Raw genomic sequence first — 21,180 nt, forward strand, 5'->3', positions numbered from 1 at the left:
ATTATTAACGGTATATATACCCTGCGTGTGAGTAAGGGGGGGGATCACAAATTTGTGATGGGAAATTCTCATTCCCTTGCCTAAACGTCCCGTAGGTGGAAAAATTTCCCACGAAATGGACTGAACGGGAAATCACCTCCATGAATAAGCAAACGTTCATCAATGCTGTGAATAAATTCGATACGCACACGGATGCTGAAACGCGTATTGCACAGTATTTTATGCAGCATTATGCGGTATTACCCTTTGCGAAAATTGATGACCTTTGCAAACAAATTGGCGTAGGAAAGGCAACGTTAGGCCGTTTTCTACAACGTTTAGGCTTTAGTGGATTCATTGAATTCAAAAAAGACGTCACGGAAGATTTAACGCAAACCTTAACCATTCCGATTGAACGCTATGAGCACCAACGTACGGATGCGAATCCGGATGATATTCGTGGTGTACTGGCAACGCACTATCACGAAGTACAAGATAACCTAGAAAAAACGTTTGAATCCTTGTCTGAGCAAGATTTTGAACGCGCGATTGATATCATGTGTCAATCTGACGGCAAGTTGTACGTGATGGGGAGTGCCTCGTCAGAAGCGTTAGCCAATTATTTCTACTTGCTGGCTCGCTATTTACGCAAGGAAGTAGTCTTTTTAAAAGCCGATGTATCAACGTTACCGCATCAATTGGTGGATGTAACGCCAAGCGATACCTTGTTTGCCATTTCTTATCACCGCTATTCTAACGTTACCGTTAAGTTGGTGCGTTGGTTCCATGAATGTGGCGGTCAAATCATTACCTTGACGGATCAACACGTCAATCCCTTTGTTCCCTACAGCGATGTTCAATTTACCGTTGAGAGTGAGGGAAGAGGCTACTTTAATAACCGTGCTGCAGGGTTTGCACTTATTGAGGTCCTAATAAAAGGGCTGTCTTTGCAGCAAGGAAAAGATAATCGTTTTCAACGCATAGAAGGACTTTTCGAAGAATTCAGTATATTTAAATCATAACAACAACCCACATTTTATTTGTATGTAAATTTTCATATAAATACGTGGTGACATATACACCACGACAATTTATATATTTAGCTTGCTTTTAATACTCTAATGATTATTGAAGAGGATATTCATGATTACGTATTTAGCGCTGCCGATGATCCTTGCTGTCGGTTATTTTATTGTTAAGAAATACAATACACAGGCTGTGTTATTTCTTGCTGGTTTAACCATGATCGCACTGGGTGTGATTAACGGTAATACGGAGTTCTTGCCAAAGGGGGGCTCACACACGGGCTCTATCATTGTTGACTTCTTTGAAGTGATCAAAGTTATTTCTTCTTCCACATTGGCCAAACTGGGTTTGATCATTATGGCAGTGGGGGGCTTCTCAAAATACATGGGTCACATTGGTGCGGCGAACGCCATGGTGCAAATTGCCACCAAACCGCTTTCTTATATCAAAAACCCGTATTTGGTCTTGGCAATGGCGTATGTGATCGGGCAGCTGATCAACATCTTCATTCCTAGTGCGACGGGCTTGGCGTTGTTGCTGTTGGTTGCCATGTACCCAGTCTTAGTGGGTGTGGGTTGTAACCCAGCCGCAGCGGCCGCTGTTGTTGCGACGACAGGCTGTTTAGACTTGGGTCCTGCATCTTCAGCCGCCAACAAAGCGGCAGAAGTCTCTGGCATTGATGTAGCAACGTATTTCGCAAGCTACCAGCTACCTGTGTCTATGGTTGCGATCGTAGTGATTGCAACATTGCACTTCTTCAGTCAGCGCTATTTTGATCAGAAAGATGCAGAAAAAGGGGTTAAACACGAGTTTAACCTGGATGCAAAAGAGCAGCGTAAAGCACCAAAATGGTTCGCAATTCTGCCTGTTTTACCACTGGGTTTGTTGCTGACATTCAGTAGCTTTGCCGTTACTTCTATCCGTATGGATGTGGTTACTGCCATGTTTATTGCCCTGTTTGTGTCTATGGTGTGTGACTTCATCTATACCCGTGACGGTAAAGAAGTAGCTGCATCACTGAAAGTGTACTTCGAAGGCATGGGTAACGTGTTCTCTGGTGTGGTGACCTTGATCATTGCAGCACAGACGTTCGTTGTCGGTTTGAAAGCGATTGGTTTCATCGATTTGCTACTGAGCTCTGCGTCAAACATGGGCTTGGGTTACTTTGCGATGATCATCATGCTGGTGGTGATTATTGTGACCATCACCATGTTGTCTGGTTCAGGTAATGCGGCATTCTTCAGTTTCTCTAACTTGGCCCCAGATGTGGCAGCACAAGTGGGTACCGCAACGGCACACGTTGCGCTTCCTATGCAGTTGTCTGCGGGTTTGATGCGCTCAGCGTCACCTGTAGCAGGTGTTGTAATTGCCTGTGCGGCAGTTGCCAATGTTTCACCGATTGAGTTAGCAAAACGTACCGCGATTCCAATGCTGGGTGGTTTGTTAACTGTGATGATTTGTTCTCAAATCTTGGTGTAACAGTTACCGAATAAGGCTGTGGGAGGGGGTCCCGCAGCCTTTTTTGTTTCAAAAATTAGCGAAAAAGCTATGCCTCTCGATTGTCTCTTCTTTCACGTTTTTACGGAGAACAGAGTGAGTCGATAGCCATGTCTTTTTTATTCAATTACTTCTCACCGATTGGGAGCATGCCATGAATATTGTTGATCGTTTCATTAATTACACTCGAATTAATACCACTACCAGCCGTGAAAATGGTGCGGCGGGGATCATGCCATCATCACCGGGCCAGATGGAATTGGCACAGCTGCTAGCCAAAGAGTTGGAAGCGCTGGGTATGGAAGAGATCGTTTTACGTGATACGGCGATCTTAACAGCAACGTTGCCGAGTAATGTGGATTACCCAACGCAAACTGTGTCTTTCTTTGCCCATTTAGATACCAGTATGGAGCAAACTAATGACACCAACGCACAGGTTGTACATTACGAAGGGGGGGACATTACCCTGAACGCCGCGCTGGATATTGTGATGAAGCAATCAGAATTCCCAGAGTTGGCGGATTACCAGCAGCAAGACATCATTGTGACCGACGGTACCAGCTTGCTAGGCGCCGATGACAAAGCCGCGATCGCTGCCGTTATGCATGCTCTGCAAGTGCTGCAGGCAAACCCTGAGATCAAACACGGTCCCGTGAAAGTGGCATTCGTACCCGATGAAGAGCAAGGCTTACGTGGCGCGAAAGCGTTTGACGTTGACAGTTTTGGTGCAGATTTTGGTTACACGCTAGATTGTTGTGGCATTGGTGAATTCGTGCATGAAAACTGGAATGCCGGTGATGCGGTTATCACCTTCATTGGTCAGTCAGCACACCCAATGTCGGCCAAAGGCAAGCTGAAAAACTCCTTGCTGATGGCACACAAGTTTATTGCCATGCTACCGGGCGGTGAAGCGCCGGAATACACCGATGGCCGTGAAGGTTACTACTGGGTGAAAGAGCTGGCGGGTAACAGTGCGAAAACCGTTCTGAAAATGGATGTGCGTGATTTCACCAAGCAAGGTTATGCGGCACGTATGGCGTTCTTGCAGCAGTTGGCAGATAACTGCGTGGCACTATGGGGTGAGGGCAGTGTGGTGATTGGCCTGTCTGATCGTTACGAGAACGTCGCGAACAGCCTAGAAGGTGAGGCGAGCTTCCCGATTGATATCGCCAAAGAAGCGTATGCGCGCAATAATATTGTGATGAAAGCGACGCCAATGCGTGGCGGTTACGATGGCGCTGTATTGTCACAGAAAGGCTTGCCGTGTCCTAACATCTTTACCGGTGCACATAACTTCCACTCTATTTATGAGTACTTGCCTGTCCCTTCATTGGAAGCGGCCAGCGCGGTGGTTGTGGATGTGATCCGCATTACAGCAGAACGTGCGACGCGTTAATCACTTCATTGTTCTTTCAGTGATTTGAACACCCCCCAAAAAAATAGTGCAGCACGTTCGCTGCACTTTTTTATGCCTGCTGTTTGACTACCTGTTATCGAGGCACAGGGACTCCGAAATATATCAGCATAAAAATGACGAAACGTCGAATAAAAAAAGAGCCAGCAAATGCTGGCTCTTTTTGTTTTTCATCTCATGATGGCAGCGAGTGCCGTCAGGATTATTTGTTTACTGAGGCTGGTTCAGCGTCACCTTTTGGATGCCATGCACCGTCAAGCTCTTCCAATTCAGGGAACTTCGAGCGGTCGAACTCAGGCGATTTGCCCGCTTTCAACTGTACTTCGTAGTCCTTAATCACGCGGATAGCGAGACCAGAAAGCAGTACCAGTGCCGCGATGTTAATCAGTGCCATCATACCCATAGAAGCATCAGCCAAGTTCCATACCACAGGTAGAGAGGCCACAGAACCGAACATCACCATACCCAGTACACACATACGGAATGCGAATAGGCCTTTTTTGGTGTTGCCATTCAAGAACATCACGTTGGTTTCTGCGTAGCTATAGTTAGCGATGATGGATGAGAAACAGAACAGAATAATCGCTGCTGCCATGAAGTAGGTTGTCCAACCGCCAAGCTCGCTGGTTAGCGCTTGCTGAAGCAGGCTGATACCGGTTGCCGCATCGGGTTGATCCATCACACCACTTAGCATGATCATCGCAGCAGATGCTGTACAAATCACGATAGTATCGACAAAAACACCTAGCATCTGAACGAAGCCCTGAGACGCAGGGTGGTTCGGGTTAGGTGTCGCACTTGCAGCAACGTTTGCCGCAGAACCCATACCGGCTTCGTTTGAGAACAAACCACGTGCGATACCGCTCTGCATTGCCTGTGACATGGTGTATGCCACACCACCTGCTGCCGCTTCTTGCCAGCCGAACGCGCTCTTTACAATCAGCGATAATACCGCTGGAAGCTCAGTGATGTTCATCACAACAATCAGCAATGCAATCGCAAGGTAGCCAATTGCCATAACCGGCACGATACGAGCTGAAGCAGACGCAATCTTACGTAAACCGCCCATAATAAAGAAGGCAGAACACGCCACAATCACCACACCCATAATGGTTTCATCAAACCCAAATGAATGGCTAAGTGCATCAGTAATGGTGTTAGCTTGTACGGCGTTGAACACTAAACCAAACGCGATGATCAAAAAGACAGAGAAAAGAGACCCCATCCAGCGTTGGCCTAGGCCTTTTTCCATGTAGTAAGCAGGGCCACCACGGTATTGACCGTCCACATCTTTGGTTTTGTAAACTTGCGCGAGGGTTGATTCAATAAAGGCGGTAGACATACCGAATAGGGCAATCACCCACATCCAGAAAATCGCACCAGGGCCGCCGACGGCTAATGCCACCGCAACACCGGCCATATTACCGGTTCCGACACGTGCTGCCATTGAAGTACAGAATACTTCGTAAGAGCTCAAGCCGTTATCAACATCTTTGCCGCTTTTAAGGACATCGATTGCGTGTTTGAACTGGCGGATTTGAATGAAGCCTAGACGCAAAGTGAAGTAAATACCGACTGCAACCAGTAGGTAAACAAGAAGTTGGCCCCAAAGTACACCGTTAATGGCACCAATGACGGCACTTAAGCCGTCGTTGAGTGCGGTTAACCAAGTTTCGTTACTAACGCTCATGATTATTTCCTGTATATGACATTCAATGACGAATAACGCCATTGAATAAACTGGAACGTCCATTTACATGACAGTTCATACTTCGATTCTGAATTTATATTTTTTATGTCTTATATAACGCTGATTTTTTGTAACCGAGAAGGGTTACATTAATGAAACATAGAATCAGATGTTTCATCTGTAGACGGGACGGTAAGTTAGCATGAAAATTCGCATTCTCAGCGTGACTCAGATCACGCTTTGTGAATGTATGCTTACCTTAAAATTGTTGCAGTATGTGATTCCGTTAAATAAAATCAAATAAAACAAACGTTTGCGTTAATAATGAGAGGGTCAGTATTGGTATGTTTTGAACGTTGCTCAATTACAGTTTGTTTGGTTTTTTACGTTATCTTAACAATGTTTTGTGGGTTTATTAACTGTTTGGTCTGGTTGGATTTTAACCATTCTTAACATGCGAGAATGCTTTTTGGTATATAGAAAGAAAATGCAGTGAATAAGTTTGCATTTGTTTTCGTATGGCGAGAAAGGGGGGGGGGCCAGCGGCATACTGGCCATGAGAATAAAGGAAAAGAAAGGGGGTGAATCAGTGAACAAGCGTTGAATAATTATCAAAAAATTGGCTGCGTTTTAGTTGGTCAATGTTCTCTACGAAATTCTGTGTTTCATCACATAAATCACTGTCTAATACCATGAACTGATGACCGCAAGAGCAAGTAAAAACGCCAGCGTCAGAAACAAGGTATTCCTCATCCTGACCACATTCTGTGCATATTGGTAGTTCTTGCATAGGTTATACCACCTAGAGTTATTGTTAATTTTGTTGTGTTTACTTCTGTGTTGCTGAGAGCATGTGTTGCATAAGTAAGTATAGTAATGCTTGTCTAGAGGAGTGAATATCAAAGAAGTGGAAATATTGGACAGGTCACTAAATTTATGTAATTCGCAAACACTTAAAATTGCATTTAATTGCAGTATGATGTAGTGAATAAACATGAAAAAACCCGCACGATGGCGGGTTTTGTTATAAATGGTCAGGATTCTGACAGAAATTAGAAAGAAGTACGCTTGTATCGACGGTATTCTGAATGCCAGAAGTTGTCGTTGATCTTCTCTTTAATACGCTCATCGGTGTTCTTTGGTGCTTTACGCTGTTCAACGGCTTTCTTCGCCACGGCAAACGCAATATGACGCGATACGTCCTGAATTTCTTCCAATGGCGGCAATAGCGCGCCTGTGCCATTAATCGCCAGTGGTGAACACTCTGCCAGTGCACGGCTACTTTCTCTTAGCATCTCGTCAGTGACACGGTGTGCGCCAACGGCCAATACACCCAAACCGATACCAGGGAAAATATAACTGTTGTTACATTGTGCGATAGGGTAGATTTTTCCGTTGTGCATCACAGGTTCAAACGGGGAGCCAGTCGCAACCAGTGCGTTACCGTCAGTCCAGCGGATCAAATCTGCCGGTGTGGCTTCTACACGGCTGGTTGGGTTAGACAACGGAAAAATGATCGGACGCTCACAATGCTTGTGCATTTCGCGGATCACTTCTTCGCTGAATAGGCCTGGTACGCCCGACACACCAATTAAGACGTTTGGTTTACCATTGCGCATCACATCCAACAGTGAAATGTTGTTGTCTTCGGTATCCCACTGGCTGATTGCTTCACGGGTTTGTACCAATTTCTTCTGGAAATTGATCAGATTCGGCATGTCGTCGACCAATAGGCCCCAACGGTCGACCATGAATACTTGGCTACGTGCTTGCGCTTCGCTGATGCCTTCAGACACCATTTGCGCAATGATCGCTTCCGCGATACCGCAACCGGCAGATCCTGCACCCAAGAAGGTAATACGCTGATCAGACAGTTTGTTACCGGCTGCTTTACACGCCGCAAGTAGCGAACCCACAGTAACGGCTGCGGTACCTTGAATGTCATCATTGAAGCAGCACACTTCGTCTTTATAACGCTCAAGTAAAGGCATCGCATTTTTCTGTGCGAAGTCTTCAAACTGGATCAGTGCTTCCGGCCAACGGTGTTTTACCGCCTGAATGAAATCATCAACAAACGTTTCGTATTCCTGACCAGAAATACGAGGATGACGCCAACCCATGTACATAGGATCAGACAAACGCTGCGGGTTATTAGTACCCACATCAAGCACAACTGGCAGGGTGTAAGCAGGGCTGATGCCCCCACATGCGGTGTATAGCGATAGCTTACCGATTGGAATACCCATACCACCGATACCTTGGTCACCCAGACCAAGAATACGTTCGCCGTCTGTTACTACGATCACTTTTACGTTGTGACGAGAGGCATTGTTGAGCATGTCTTCAATGCGGTCACGGTTCGGGTAAGAGATGAACAGGCCACGGCCACGACGGTAAATGTTTGAGAAATCTTCACAGGCTGCACCTACCGTAGGGGTGTAGATGATCGGCATCATTTCTGTGATGTTATTTTCAACTAAACGGTAGAACAACGTTTCATTGGTGTCTTGGATATTGCGCAGGTAGATGTGCTTATCCATGTCGTTATCGAACTGCATGAACTGCTTATAGGCACGTTCAGCTTGTTCTTCAATGGTTTCGATCGCTTCTGGAAGTAGACCTTCCAAGTTGAAGAACATACGTTCTTCTACAGAGAATGCACTGCCTTTGTTCAGCAGGGGAGTTTCAAGTAGCGCAGGGCCTGCGTAAGGGATATAGAGTGGGCGTTTGTCGTTGTTCATGCAATCAGCTCTGTTTTGAGTAGAGGTATGAAAAAAGCACTTTTCATTTAAGGGCTAATCGTAGATCTACGCGTCACAATATTCAAAGAGAATCCGAGATAATTTAGCGAATTAGATCAAGTTTCTGTGCATAAGTTTACGGTCATTAACACGGTAAAATGAAAAATGTTAACTCTGTGTTTCGGTGTGATCGAGATGTGTGCGTATTGTGTGTGATGTGGCGCATTTATGTGATCGTGAATGGCGTTATAATTGCTGGTTTTTTGTGCATCTGAGAATTGAAATCATCACGCGAGAACTTGTAGGTGTTTTGGTTAAATTTACCCTTACTTTGATCGCGTTTTGTTGTGTTGGTGTTTCTTTTGTTTGTGCTTAATGTTTCCTTTGTCGGTAAGAGATAGATCAGCAGTAATGATAATAGGGATCGATTGCTGGCTGAAAGAGGTTAAGCATAGCGTCAAAAGCAGCAGTAAGGTGAACGATAAGGAGAGGGATCAGAAGAACAATAAGGAGAGAAGGAACGCTTCTTGATCTCCTCGGGGGCGATCAAGAAGCGACAATAAATCAATAATGCCAAGGGAACTGGCTGAAGTCCTGATCGCGTTTCTCTAGGAACGCATCGCGGCCTTCTTGTGCTTCGGCAGTGCCATAAGCCAGACGTGTTGCTTCACCTGCGAACAACTGCTGGCCCACTAAGCCATCATCTGGCAGGTTGAAACCGTACTTCAGCATACGCATCGCAGTGGGTGACTTACTGTTGATCTCTTTTGCCCAACGCAGTGCTTCTTCTTCAAGCTCAAAGTGATCAACCACTTTGTTGACCATGCCCATGTCATAGGCTTCTTGCGCACTGTAGTTGAAACCACAGAAGAAGATTTCACGGGCACGTTTCTGGCCGATCATTTTGGCTAGGTAAGCTGAGCCGTAACCTGAGTCAAACGATGCAACGTCAGGATCGGTTTGTTTGAAGATAGCATGTTCTTTAGATGCCAGCGTTAAATCACACACAACGTGCAGACTATGGCCACCGCCAACAGCCCAACCCGGTACAACTGCAATCACGACTTTTGGCATAAAGCGGATCATGCGTTGCACTTCGAGAATATGAAGACGGCCCATGCGTGCTACATCTGCAGTACCGGCTTCTTCCCCTTCGTATTTGTAACCATCTTTGCCACGAATACGCTGATCGCCACCAGAAGAGAATGACCACTGGCCTTTTTCAGATGGACCATTACCGGTTAGCAGTACACAACCTACGTCTGACCACTGGCGAGCATGATCCAAGGCGGTGAATAGCTCATCGACCGTTTTAGGGCGGAAAGCATTCAGACAGTCTGGACGGTTGATGGCAATACGCACGGTGCCATGAGCTTTGGCACGGTGGTAGGTCACATCTTCAAAATCAAAACCAGGGACAGCATCCCATAGATCGGGATTAAAAATTTCTTTGCGGGTCATGATGACGATTGCCTCATTGAGTTGGGAAGTTCTCCAAGTCACGAAGTACTTGGTAGGTACAGGCTAGGGGCTTAGCGGTAAAAGTCAATAATTTATGAAGGAATATGACAATTCTAGAAGGGAATAGATCACAATGGTTCACAAAGCGGTCAGAAAATGCAGGAAAAAGAAGGGTGAGAGAGGGAGCATGCCTGACCACTCTCACCATACGGATTCCGTAATAAAAACGAATAGATACAATATAAAGGGAAAATAGCGTAAGGGTTCACTTAGGCGCGTAATTGTTTTTGGATATTGAGCACTCTGCGGCGTGACAGTGTAATAAGGAAAATGCTCGCGAGGAACAATGGCAGTGGTGCCGGTTCCGCAATTTCTGCGGCTGGCGAGTAGGCGGTAATTAATCGTGTCCAGTCGCCCGGTGAGCTGGCATTCCAAGCTATGGCGGTGCTAACACCATCAAAGAGTGTAGAGTCACCGCCCTCTAAGCCACGCAAGGTAAAGTCGTTATAGTCGATACCGGGTAGGGCGAGGGCTGAATCACTGGCAAATAAGTTCGCATCGGAGGTGACATACGCAAAAACTTGCGAATCCAGCACGATATCGGCAGAGATGCTCCCTGAATTTTTCGGATCCCATTGCACGTAGTGACTCGATACAATGGTGCCCGTTGCGATGAAATAGTCACCGTTGCCGGCATCTGAAATGAATGAAGCGTTAGGATCATACACGCGGTCGACGCGAAGCGGCTCTGTCAGCGTGTGGTTTTGCACCTCATCCCAAGCCAGTAATTTGTTGTTATTCGGGTTTTTCGTTATGACCGCCGGCGGTGTCTCTGTGATCTCACAGCTTACTGCGGGGCCGCTGCTCACGTTTCCGGCACAGTTATCAATACTGACTAATGTTGCTTGAGCAGAGAAAGAAACGGCGAACATCATCGTCAGCAGTAGAACGTAAATTGTTTTAATCTTGTCACTCATGGGCATTTCCCGTTGGCTATCTTCCCTATCCGTATTGAGTAACTTGCAAATGCTGAGCCAGTTTGTTCGATGATGCTTTTTTATTCAATTTTTATGCCGTCAGCGGCGGAAACGTCGCGTTATTTACGTTATGACTCGTTTTCTTAGTGTGCTGATGGCGTGGGGTTCTTTATATGCAGGTCTCTGGCTTGCAGTCTGCAAGGCATATTGCCAAAATGATGCTTCTTTCTCCTTATTTTCCCTCTGAGTCACTATGTCTTTGCAGTTACCGGCTTTTCAGTTGCCTATCGATGCCATTCAAACGGATTTCATTACCCTACTTGCCAACGACCACCTTGTCGTCGTGGCTGAAACTGGGTCAGGTAAATCGACGCGCTTACCGGTGTGGTCCGCCACGCGCGGGCGGGTGTTGGTGGTGGAACCGCGACGAGTAGCGTGCAGCGCGTTAGCTGAGTTTATTGCGCAGTGTCGCGGTGAAAAAGTCGGGCAATCCGTGGGTTATGCGATTCGCTTTGATAATCAATTTCATGATGACTCTGAGATTGTGTTTGTGACGCCGGGTGTGGCATTACGCTGGTTAAGTGAAGATGGCTTGGCGACGTTTAATACCATCATTATTGATGAGTTTCATGAACGCCGTTGGGATACGGATTTATTATTGGCGATGTTGAAAGTGCGAGACTCGCATCGTTTGGTAGTCACCTCTGCCACGCTGGACAGCGACCGGTTGACGGCGTATTTACAGGGGCAGAGCCTGCGTGCAGAAGGGCGAAACTTTGCTGTCACTGTGTCGTATATTGCATCTGACAGTCGCAATATGCCAGAAAGTCGCCACCTAGATAGCCAAGTGACCAAGGTGGTGGAACAGCATTATCGTGAACATCAGGATATTTTGGTGTTCTTGCCCGGGCGCAAAGAAATTGCACAATGCTTAGCGAATGTGAAAAAGGCGCTGCATGCTGACATTGACGCAGGCTTTGTGGATGTGATTCCCCTGCATGCTTCAGTCACTGACGCAGAGCGACACCGTGCGCTAACTGAGAGTGATAAGCAGCGCATTATCTTCGCAACCAATGTGGCGGAAACCTCCGTGACCATTCCCGGTGTCACGCTGATCATTGATTCTGGCTTAGAGCGCCGAACCCACCAGCGCAATGGCCGAACCGTATTAGGATTACACGCCATTTCCCGTGCCAGTGCCGAGCAACGTAAAGGACGAGCTGGTCGAGTGAGAGACGGGCATTGTATTCGCTTGTTCGGTCAAGCGGCACCCCTCGATCTGATCACGCCTCCGGAGTTGCACCGTGAGGAATTGGTGGAGCCCATGCTGGCGGCCGCATGTTGCGGTTATCGATTAGATGCGCTGGACTTTGTAGACTCGGTGCCAGAGAAAGCCAGACAGCAAGCCTTTGACCGATTAAAGCAAATGCAGGCCATTGATGAGGACGGGCGTGCAACCGCACAGGGGCATATCTTGTACCCGTTGCCCATTGATACCTTGTTTGCCTACCTGATCACCGCGATGCCAGATAAAGCCAGCCGGGAAGCCATGGTGGATTTATCTGCTGCGCTCAGTGTTTATCAGCGGGTGTGGAACATGCCAAGCGGAGAAGAGCGGCTTGAGAAACTGGCGAAATGGGAACCCTTGCATTGTGATGCCATGACATTGATTAAGCTGTTACGGGGTCACGTGCCGGAATGGCTGGATATCGATCCAAACGTATTGGCCGAAGCACGTATGCTGGCGGAACAAATGCGTGCGGCGTTAGATTTACCTATGTTGGAAGTCGCAACGACGGTACGCCGCGAAGCGTGGCTAAAAGCGGTGATGACAACAGCGCCAGAGTTGGTGTTTGTGCGTCGAGAACGTCGCCGCCAAGCATTGGGGAATGGCTATTGCGAAGTGTCTGTCGCGCGTGATTGCCGTTATCCAGACACGGCGGAGGCGGCGATCGTTTTTGATCAATTTGCACTGCCGGGTAAAGGTGTCAAACAAAACATGATTTTGGCTACTTGTATGGCACCCGTGCCGTTGGCATGGCTCAATGACCTGACATTGGGTGAGGAGGCCTTTGGCGGCACCAAAGTCACCGACGACGGTTGCTGGGTGGAACACCAACGGGTATACGCCGGTAGGGTGATTCATACGGAATGGGCGTTGCCACAGGGGGAATCGGCTCATGATGCGTTGGTGGATTTAGTGGTGGATGGCTTGCTGTTGGAAGGGTTGGCAGACATACGCCATGTGGATATTCATCAATGGAACTTATATCTTGCCTTGGGGCGGTATGATGCGAATACGTGCCCGCGCACGCCGGAACCCGTTGTATTGCGCTCGTGGTTAAGTGAGCAGCTTAGCGCATTGGGCGTCGAGTCCGCGGACGATCTTGAATGGTTTAGTCCCGATGATTTTCCGTTTGTCGGTATCCCCGATTGGGAGCGAGCGGATTTTGATAGTGAGTTTCCCCATCGAGTGGCACTAACGGATCTGGAGATGGAGATTGAATACCATGTGACCCGAAAATTGGTGGTCGCGGTACATGTTAACGGCAAGAGAAAGCCGGATCCGAAACGTTGGGAATTGCCGCGTTGGCATGGCTGGAAAGTGCAGTATCGCAAAGCCAGCCGAATTATTGATATTCGCTGACAGTCAGTGCTATTGCGCGTAGAGAAAACAATGATAACGGTGACCAATTAATGTGAGCATGGCCGGAGAGCGGTAAAACAGGTGCCTATTTTGACGTCATGCGCAGTAAACTAAACCGTTATTGTGAGCAAGGAGTGCGCCAATGAAACACCCGCTTATCGCGATGAGTCTGCTTTTATCCCCTTTATGGTTATCCTCTATGGGGGGATCGTCAATAGCATTTGCTGCGCCGACATCTGTGTTGCCGTCGGATCAACAAGCTGGGCAGATACTGACGTCATCCCCCCATGCTCTGGTGGCGGCGGCCATGGATCGAACCACCCACAACGTGCGGTACGATGGCCGATATATCAGCATCCCGTACCCGAATGGGGATGTACCGGCTGACATCGGCGTCTGTACCGATGTGGTGATTCGCAGTTACCGTCAGCTAGGCATTGATTTACAACGGCTGGTGCATGAAGACATGCGCCAGCATTTTTCGTTATACCCATCCAAACGTATTTGGGGCTTAACCCGTACCGACCGCAATATCGACCACCGTCGAGTCCCCAATCTTCAAGTCTTTTTTCAACGTCACGGGGTGAGTTTGCCCATCAGTCATGAGGCCAAGCAGTATCAACCTGGTGACATTGTCACGTGGATGTTACCGGGTAACTTGCCGCATATTGGCATTATCGTGGACAAATGGTCAGACGATGGCAAACGACCGCTCGTGGTCCACAATATTGGTCGGGGGCCGGTGTTGGAAGACATGCTGTTTGATTACACCATCACTGGACGTTATCAATATCAGCCTGAATAACCAGCAAAAGGCCAAAGTATGCGAATGAAAGGGACATTAGGGATTGTCGGGCTGCTGTGTGTTTGTGCATTAGTCTGGTTATTTGTGTTTGGGCGCGGTTATTGGTATCCGGTGTACGTGAAAATGAACGGTAAGCAAACGGTCTCGGATGTGGTGAACAAATACGGCGAATCAGCGGAAGGCCGACTAGCCAGTGCCTTTCATGCCGCTGGCGTGGCATACCCACCGAAAGAGATTGCGTTGTTAGCAGTAAAAGCCGATAAGCGGGTGGAATTGTGGGCCAAGCAAGATGGCGCTCAGCAGGGAGCCGATTGGCACTTGATCAAACCCTATGATGTGCTTGCTGCCAGTGGTGAATTGGGGCCCAAATTACGCGAAGGTGATCGCCAAGTGCCCGAAGGCATCTATCGTGTCGAAGGGTTGAACCCGAACAGTGCGTATCATTTATCCATGAAATTGAATTACCCCAATGCCTTTGATTCCCAATGGGCAAAGAAAGAAGGCCGTACAGAACCCGGCACTAATATCTTTATTCATGGTAAGGCGGTATCGGTGGGCTGCTTGGCGATGGGGGATCCGGCGATTGAAGAACTGTTCGTGTTAGTTAACGAAGTAGGTAAAGCGCAAGTCAGTGTGATTATTGCCCCTGTGGATCCACGCAAGCAATCCCTGCTACCCGCGGATGGGGATAAAGCTTGGGTCGCCACCTTGTATCAAGATATTGAGCAGGCGTTTCTCGCCGTAAGCCAACCTTAATCGCACGGTATTGAGAAGGTTAGCCCCTGCGCAATGCAAAATCACAGGGGTGAGATGATTATTCAGCCGCAGGCTGGTTATTTTGTGCCGCCAGTTTGGCGCGAATAAACTCAGCATGATCCACGTAGACAAGTTCAGCCACTTGGCGGATCACCGCCTCTTCCAGTGGATCAAGAATCCCGTCGGCATACGCCACTTCCCACATGGCTTCAATCAGGCTGTAACGTTCAGCAGGCTGGAGTGAACGCAGTTTGGTAGTAAATTCATACAATGAAACGGATTGCTGGGTTTGTGCTTGCGCTTGATTTAATAGCGCGATGGCGCTGTCTTCTGTGATCCCTAACAGATGCATCAGTTGGTGGATGTTAGCGCTTTTCTCTCTAGGGTCATCATTATGATCCGCATTGGACACTTCGCACAGCAGGCAAGCCATAGCAAGGTTGAGTGATGGGGTATCAACCGCACTACCATCACTGCCTTCATGCATCATTTGGCGAAAGATAGATCGTAATTGTTTGAACATGCACATACCTCAGTGGTTCAGTCTTTTTTGTCGCGACTATTTTTGTTACTACTCATAGTATAGATAGGGGTGAGCTTGGGATTTTCAAGTTCAGTGTTGAAGAGTGAGACTATTTGCGAGGGCGGAGGTTCCCGAAAGCGGCGTTTAAAGACGATTGTTTCAATGCTGAATGTTCACCCTGCCGGGGGAAACGATGCCCCCGGCATAGTGGAAAATGTTACGTTACACGATCAGAAACGCATATTGATGATAGGGAAAACAGGCAAATCTTTGCTGACAAAGGTGCCCGACTTATCGTAGTTGATCAGGCCGATTTGGATGCCTTTTTCGATACGGTCGGTCGCATTTACAAAGCCAAATTGTACGCCGTTTAAGCGTGCGGTGTAGTTAACGGTACCAAACTGGAGGCCTGTAAATTGGCCGCCATTGTAGTTAAAGAAGGCGATATCAGCACCTTTAGCGGTATTATCATTCCAGTTTACCAGACCAAATTTTGCACCCGTTGACTGGTTCGTCACACGGTTAGCCCCGAAGAACATGCCTACACTTAACCCCGTAAAATTCTGCGATTCGGCTAAACCGAGAATAGGAAGCTGAAAGCCCGTGACAGAGGGAGTCTGTCCATAAAGCAGCGAGGCACGGAAGCCATGCACATTGCCATCAGGTAAATTATTACCGGGTACGGAAAGTTGGATAGGTTGATTAGCGAGCGCTGGCGCAGAAAGGGAGGCGGCTAGCACCAAACCCACAAACGTCTTTTTCATTGTTTGTACTCTACATGGATAAACTGCGCAAAATAATACCTGAAAGGATAAAATTAATCCAAATAAGGATGGTGATAGGTCAAGGTTAACGGGAACCGTGCGCAAGATGCCGTAAATCCCATAAGTGTGGTAGAATTCGCGCAATTTTTTAAAAATAGTCAACTGAATTATCAGGAATTCCATTGAGTCAGTCGAATACCTCTCAGTCTAGCGTTTTGAATAATGAAAAAACGCTGAAAGCCGCCATTCAAGATTGCATGATCCGCGATCGTTTCCGTTTGCACAAACGCGTGCAAGGGGCGGCTCGAATTAAGAACGAACAGGCGAAGCACGTCGTGTTTGATGAGATCGCGCTCGATATCGCCAAGTCGATGCAGACGGTTGAACTTCGCGCGACCCAACGTCCTACCATCCGTTACCCAGAACAACTGCCGGTTAGTCAAAAGAAAGACGACATCGCGGAAGCCATTAAGCACAATCAGGTCGTGATTGTGGCCGGTGAAACCGGTTCGGGGAAAACCACCCAGCTGCCAAAAATCTGTATGGAATTGGGGCTGGGCACCAAAGGGATGATCGGCCACACCCAGCCGCGTCGTCTTGCTGCCCGCACTGTTGCTGGCCGTATTGCCGAAGAACTGCAATGCGAACTGGGTTCGTATGTCGGTTATAAGGTGCGCTTTAACGATCAAGTGTCTGATCGTAGCCAAGTGAAATTGATGACAGACGGTATCTTGCTGGCTGAAATTCAAAATGACCGTTACCTCAGTCAATATGACACCATCATTATCGATGAAGCGCACGAACGTAGTCTGAATATCGACTTCATCATGGGTTACCTGCGTGAACTGTTGCCAAAGCGTCCTGATCTGAAAGTCATCATTACGTCGGCAACCATTGACCCTGAGCGTTTCTCTAAGCACTTCAATAATGCCCCTATCATTGAAGTGTCTGGCCGTACTTTCCCGGTTGATGTGCGTTACCGCCCAATGGCGGACGACTCTGATGAGAGCGACCGTGATCAGCTACAAGCCATTTTTGACGCGGTCGATGAGCTGTGTGATGAAGGCTTGGGCGACATTCTGATCTTCATGAACGGTGAGCGAGAAATTCGTGATACCGCTGATGCGTTAGAAAAACGTAAGTTGCGCGATACGGAAATTTTGCCGTTGTACGCCCGTCTGTCGGCTAACGAGCAAAACCGTGTATTCCAAACGCATGCAGGCCGTCGCATTATTCTGTCGACGAACGTAGCGGAAACCTCCTTAACCGTACCGGGCATCAAGTATGTGATCGACCCAGGTACGGCGCGTATTAGCCGTTACAGCTACCGCACCAAAGTACAACGTCTACCGATTGAACGAATCTCTCAGGCGAGTGCGAACCAGCGTAAAGGTCGATGTGGTCGTGTCGCAGAAGGTATCTGTATTCGTCTGTACTCCGAGGAGGATTTCCTTTCTCGTCCAGAGTTTACCGATCCTGAGATCCTGCGCACCAACTTAGCGTCCGTTATTCTGCAGATGACCGCCATTGGGCTAGGTGACATTCAAGCCTTCCCGTTTGTTGAAGCGCCAGATAACCGTAACATTCAAGACGGTATCCGTTTGCTGGAAGAGTTGGGGGCGATCAACCCGAAAGCCACTGACCCGCGTAAGCGTTTGTCAGAGATGGGTCGTAAGTTGGCTCGTTTGCCGATTGACCCACGTTTAGCGCGTATGGTATTGGAAGCGCCGAAGCAGGGGGCATTGCGTGAAGTGATGATCATTGCCTCTGCCTTGTCGATTCAAGATCCGCGTGAGCGTCCGTCCGACAAGCAGCAAGCGTCTGATGAGAAGCACCGCCGATTTAACGACAAAGATTCTGACTTCCTGACGTTTGTTAACTTGTGGAACTACATCCAAGAGCAACAAAAAGCGTTGTCAGGCAACCAGTTCCGTCGTCAGTGTAAGAAAGACTACCTCAACTACTTGCGTGTGCGTGAATGGCAAGACATTTACTACCAAGTCAGCCAAGTAGTGAAAGAGCTGGAATACCGTTTAAACGATCAAGAAGCCAGTTACGATGGTGTGCATACCGCACTGTTGGCCGGCATGTTGTCACACATCGGTATGAAAGATCAGGAAAAGAATGAATATCACGGTGCGCGTAATGCCCGTTTCAATATTTTTCCAGGTTCTGGCATCTTCAAAAAGCAGCCTAAATGGGTGATGGTCGCTGAGCTGGTGGAAACGTCCAGACTGTGGGGTCGCATTGCCGCTAAAATTCAGCCGGAATGGGTTGAACCGTTGGCGGAGCACCTGATCAAACGCAGTTACAGCGAACCGCATTGGGAGAAAAAACAGGCGTCCGTTGCCGCTTGGGAAAAAGTGACGATTTACGGCATCCCTGTGGTGCCTAAACGTAAGGTGAACTACGGTCGTATTGATCCTGTGTTGTCGCGTGAGTTGTTTGTCCGCTCGGCGCTGGTGGAAGGGGATTGGGAAACCAAGCATAAATTCTTCCATCAGAATCGCAAACTCCTGAAAGAAGTGGAAGAGCTGGAACATAAATCGCGCCGTCGTGACATCTTGATTGATGACGATGCGTTGTTTGATTTCTATGACCAACGTGTTGAACACACGGTTGTCTCAGGCCGTCACTTTGATACGTGGTGGAAGAAAGCCAGCCGCGACAATGCCGAACTGCTTAACTTCGAGCGTGAAATGCTGTTCCGTGGTGATGCCAGCCATGTCACGGATTTGGATTACCCGAATTTCTGGCATCAAGCCAACTTGAAACTGAAGTTGAGCTACCAGTTTGAACCGGGTGAAGACAGTGACGGTGTCACGGTACACGTTCCATTGCCGATCCTGAATCAGGTGACAGTGGATGGCTTTGATTGGCAGATCCCAGGCTTGCGTCAAGAGTTGGTGATTGCGTTGATCAAATCATTACCCAAACCGGTTCGTCGTAACTTTGTTCCGGCCCCGAACTACGCAGATGCTTTCTTGGCGCGTACCGAAGCGATGGCGATGCCACTGCTTGATTCGCTAGAGAAAGAGCTGAAACGTATGACTGGCGTGACCGTGATGCGTGAAGATTGGAATGTTGAGCAAATTCCAGATCACCTGAAAATCACGTACCGCGTGGTGGATCACCGTAACCGCAAGCTAAAAGAGAGCAAAGACTTGTACAGCCTGAAAGATGGCTTGAAAGAAAAAGTACAAGAAACGCTGTCGAAAGTGGCGGATGACGACATTGAGCAAGAAGGCCTGAAAACGTGGAGCTTTGGTCAGTTGCCTGAGCGTTATCAGCAAAAACGCGGTGGCTTTGAAGTCAAAGCGTACCCTGCGATTGTTGATAATAAAGATTCGGTGGGTATTAAGCTGTTTGAAACCGAAGAAGAGCAACGCACTGCCATGCAACAAGGCCAGCGCCGTTTGGTGCTGCTAAACGTGCCTTCGCCGATCAAGTACCTGCATGCGAACTTGCCGAATAAGTCAAAGTTGGGGTTGTACTTTAACCCGTACGGTCGCGTGATGGATCTGATCGATGACTGCATTGCTTGTGGTATTGATAAGCTGATTGAACAGAAGGGTGGTTTGGCTTGGGATCCTGAAGCGTTTGAGGCGATGAAAGAACACATTCGCGGCGAACTGGGTGACACGGTGGTCGAGATTGCCAAGCAAGTTGAAGAGATCTTGACGACAGCGTTCAATATCAATAAACGTCTTAAAGGCCGCATTGATCTGAGCATGGCTTTTGCGTTGTCAGACATTAAAGCGCAAATTGAAGGCTTAATCTTTAAAGGCTTTGCGACCGAGTGTGGCTGGCGTCGTTTGCCGGATATTCTGCGTTACATGCGTGCGATTGAACGCCGTATGGAAAAACTGCCGATTGATCCGAACAAAGATCGCATGCACATTCTGAAAGTTGAGTCAGTGGTTTCTGATTATAAAGAATTGTTGAATAAGATCCCGAAAGGCCAACCGGTTCCTGAAAAGGTGCGGGAAATCCGTTGGATGATCGAAGAGTTACGTGTGAGTTACTTTGCACAGCAGCTTGGTACGCCATACCCAATATCGGATAAGCGTGTTCGTAATGCAATCAACGAGTGTTAATCAGTGATTGATTAATAACAGTGTGAAACAGTAATAAAAAGCCAGATATGTATCTGGCTTTTTTATGTCCAAAGAAAAGTGCGCTGCAAACTGTGTGATATGTTGCAAAAAATTACTTAGATGTGGGTTTAAAATTCAAGTAACCATCCTTGTACCTCGTCCCATAAAGGATAAAAATCAGCCGTTTAAAATTAGAATAACGTTTTGTGGCTAGGATGAAAAATAGAATCTGATTATAAATCATGCATCTATAAGTATTAAATATGTTGGTTAAGGTAAACAAGGATGAAAAAATTTATTCTTTTAGAAAAGAATAGCACCATGTGTACGGTTGAACTATCGACAAGCAGTTGTGAGGACGAAATAACTGCGTTACTTCAAGATGGTTTTTCAGTTATAGAAGGCGAGTATAAGGCGTATTCATCAACACATGCCTTGGATGTTTATTTTAAATCTTTATATGAACATAAAGTAAGTGCACCTCTCACGTTGAGCCATGTTTTTYATTGTGAAACAAATCAGATGACTCGCAGTGATTACATTACTTATACTTTTTCGTTATTTTGTGTTTTTATTATTCCAATATTCTCTATTTTACATATTACTGATGGCGCATTGGATAATCCTTTCATTGCTTATATTTTGACATGCCTAAGTGTCATTTTTGCTTGGTGTATGTTTTCTATAAACTTATCACGATGGAAAAATATGGGTCATCAAAGTAGTTCTTTAATTAAATGCCTTATTTTTATTGTTGCTTTTGAGATGCTGATTGAATTCATGTTACCCAGTTTATTATTAGC

14 protein-coding genes are annotated in these 21,180 nt (G+C 47.3%); 8 read left to right on the top strand and 6 right to left on the bottom strand.

All coding sequences use genetic code 11. The annotated features are described in order from the left end of the window. Positions 1-140: 140 nt before the first annotated feature. The 3 genes from L4C36_RS20880 to pepT all read left to right on the top strand — a co-directional run bounded on the left by L4C36_RS20880 (position 141) and on the right by pepT (position 3,898). Positions 141-1,001, top strand: a complete 861-nt coding sequence (locus L4C36_RS20880; protein ID WP_428479731.1) for a MurR/RpiR family transcriptional regulator — start codon at positions 141-143, stop codon at positions 999-1,001. 121 nt (positions 1,002-1,122) lie between these two features. Further along, the gene (dcuC, locus tag L4C36_RS20885) at positions 1,123-2,484 is read left to right on the top strand and encodes a C4-dicarboxylate transporter DcuC (RefSeq protein ID WP_428479732.1); all 1,362 of its coding nucleotides are present in this window, start codon (positions 1,123-1,125) and stop codon (positions 2,482-2,484) included. 172 nt (positions 2,485-2,656) lie between these two features. Then, positions 2,657-3,898: a peptidase T gene (gene pepT, locus L4C36_RS20890; RefSeq protein WP_428479733.1), complete on the top strand. Its 1,242-nt coding sequence runs from the start codon at positions 2,657-2,659 to the stop codon at positions 3,896-3,898. Between the two features lie 220 nt (positions 3,899-4,118). Here pepT and L4C36_RS20895 read toward each other — a convergent pair whose 3' ends face one another. From L4C36_RS20895 to L4C36_RS20910, 4 genes are all read right to left on the bottom strand, one after another. Further along, positions 4,119-5,606: an alanine/glycine:cation symporter family protein gene (locus L4C36_RS20895; RefSeq protein ID WP_428479734.1), complete on the bottom strand. Its 1,488-nt coding sequence runs from the start codon at positions 5,604-5,606 to the stop codon at positions 4,119-4,121. 1,052 nt (positions 5,607-6,658) lie between these two features. Then, positions 6,659-8,347 carry an NAD-dependent malic enzyme gene (locus L4C36_RS20900; protein ID WP_428479735.1) on the bottom strand — a complete coding sequence of 563 codons (1,689 nt, stop codon included), beginning with the start codon at positions 8,345-8,347 and terminating at the stop codon, positions 6,659-6,661. A gap of 564 nt (positions 8,348-8,911) precedes the next feature. Continuing rightward, positions 8,912-9,808 (bottom strand): 1,4-dihydroxy-2-naphthoyl-CoA synthase, encoded by an 897-nt coding sequence (locus tag L4C36_RS20905; RefSeq protein ID WP_428479736.1) that lies wholly within the window; start codon positions 9,806-9,808, stop codon positions 8,912-8,914. A gap of 269 nt (positions 9,809-10,077) precedes the next feature. Then, positions 10,078-10,785 carry a hypothetical protein gene (locus L4C36_RS20910; RefSeq protein ID WP_428479737.1) on the bottom strand — a complete coding sequence of 236 codons (708 nt, stop codon included), beginning with the start codon at positions 10,783-10,785 and terminating at the stop codon, positions 10,078-10,080. Positions 10,786-11,038: 253 nt separating this feature from the next. Between L4C36_RS20910 and L4C36_RS20915 the strand changes: the two genes are divergently transcribed. From L4C36_RS20915 to L4C36_RS20925, 3 genes are all read left to right on the top strand, one after another. Then, positions 11,039-13,432 (top strand): helicase-related protein, encoded by a 2,394-nt coding sequence (locus L4C36_RS20915; RefSeq protein WP_428479738.1) that lies wholly within the window; start codon positions 11,039-11,041, stop codon positions 13,430-13,432. A gap of 142 nt (positions 13,433-13,574) precedes the next feature. Further along, positions 13,575-14,237, top strand: coding sequence for a DUF1287 domain-containing protein (locus L4C36_RS20920; protein WP_428479739.1), 663 nt, complete (start codon positions 13,575-13,577; stop codon positions 14,235-14,237). Between the two features lie 24 nt (positions 14,238-14,261). Further along, a complete protein-coding gene (locus L4C36_RS20925) occupies positions 14,262-14,993 on the top strand; it encodes a L,D-transpeptidase family protein (protein WP_428479740.1) in 732 nt (243 codons plus the stop codon). A 58-nt stretch (positions 14,994-15,051) separates the two neighbouring features. Here the strand turns inward: L4C36_RS20925 and L4C36_RS20930 are convergent, their stop codons facing one another. Further along, positions 15,052-15,516, bottom strand: a complete 465-nt coding sequence (locus tag L4C36_RS20930) for a tellurite resistance TerB family protein (RefSeq protein ID WP_428479741.1) — start codon at positions 15,514-15,516, stop codon at positions 15,052-15,054. Between the two features lie 230 nt (positions 15,517-15,746). Further along, entirely contained in the window at positions 15,747-16,280 is a 534-nt protein-coding gene (locus L4C36_RS20935; RefSeq protein WP_428479742.1) for an LA_2272 family surface repeat-containing protein, read from the bottom strand. A gap of 215 nt (positions 16,281-16,495) precedes the next feature. On the opposite strand from L4C36_RS20935, the gene hrpA reads away from it, so the two are divergent. Continuing rightward, positions 16,496-20,377 (top strand): ATP-dependent RNA helicase HrpA, encoded by a 3,882-nt coding sequence (gene hrpA, locus L4C36_RS20940; RefSeq protein WP_428479744.1) that lies wholly within the window; start codon positions 16,496-16,498, stop codon positions 20,375-20,377. 285 nt (positions 20,378-20,662) lie between these two features. Next, positions 20,663-21,180: hypothetical protein (locus tag L4C36_RS20945; protein ID WP_428479743.1), on the top strand; the 518-nt coding region annotated here is incomplete at its 3' end.

Source organism: Photobacterium japonica (genome assembly GCF_050337005.1).
GTDB classification, from domain to species: Bacteria; Pseudomonadota; Gammaproteobacteria; order Enterobacterales; family Vibrionaceae; genus Photobacterium; species Photobacterium japonica.

Coding starts and splice junctions, on each gene's coding strand:
- L4C36_RS20880 (WP_428479731.1), top strand. CDS start 141: ATGAATAAGCAAACGTTCATCAATGCTGTGAATAAATTCGATACGCAC.
- dcuC (WP_428479732.1), top strand. CDS start 1,123: ATGATTACGTATTTAGCGCTGCCGATGATCCTTGCTGTCGGTTATTTT.
- pepT (WP_428479733.1), top strand. CDS start 2,657: ATGAATATTGTTGATCGTTTCATTAATTACACTCGAATTAATACCACT.
- L4C36_RS20895 (WP_428479734.1), bottom strand. CDS start 5,606: ATGAGCGTTAGTAACGAAACTTGGTTAACCGCACTCAACGACGGCTTA.
- L4C36_RS20900 (WP_428479735.1), bottom strand. CDS start 8,347: ATGAACAACGACAAACGCCCACTCTATATCCCTTACGCAGGCCCTGCG.
- L4C36_RS20905 (WP_428479736.1), bottom strand. CDS start 9,808: ATGACCCGCAAAGAAATTTTTAATCCCGATCTATGGGATGCTGTCCCT.
- L4C36_RS20910 (WP_428479737.1), bottom strand. CDS start 10,785: ATGAGTGACAAGATTAAAACAATTTACGTTCTACTGCTGACGATGATG.
- L4C36_RS20915 (WP_428479738.1), top strand. CDS start 11,039: ATGTCTTTGCAGTTACCGGCTTTTCAGTTGCCTATCGATGCCATTCAA.
- L4C36_RS20920 (WP_428479739.1), top strand. CDS start 13,575: ATGAAACACCCGCTTATCGCGATGAGTCTGCTTTTATCCCCTTTATGG.
- L4C36_RS20925 (WP_428479740.1), top strand. CDS start 14,262: ATGAAAGGGACATTAGGGATTGTCGGGCTGCTGTGTGTTTGTGCATTA.
- L4C36_RS20930 (WP_428479741.1), bottom strand. CDS start 15,516: ATGTTCAAACAATTACGATCTATCTTTCGCCAAATGATGCATGAAGGC.
- L4C36_RS20935 (WP_428479742.1), bottom strand. CDS start 16,280: ATGAAAAAGACGTTTGTGGGTTTGGTGCTAGCCGCCTCCCTTTCTGCG.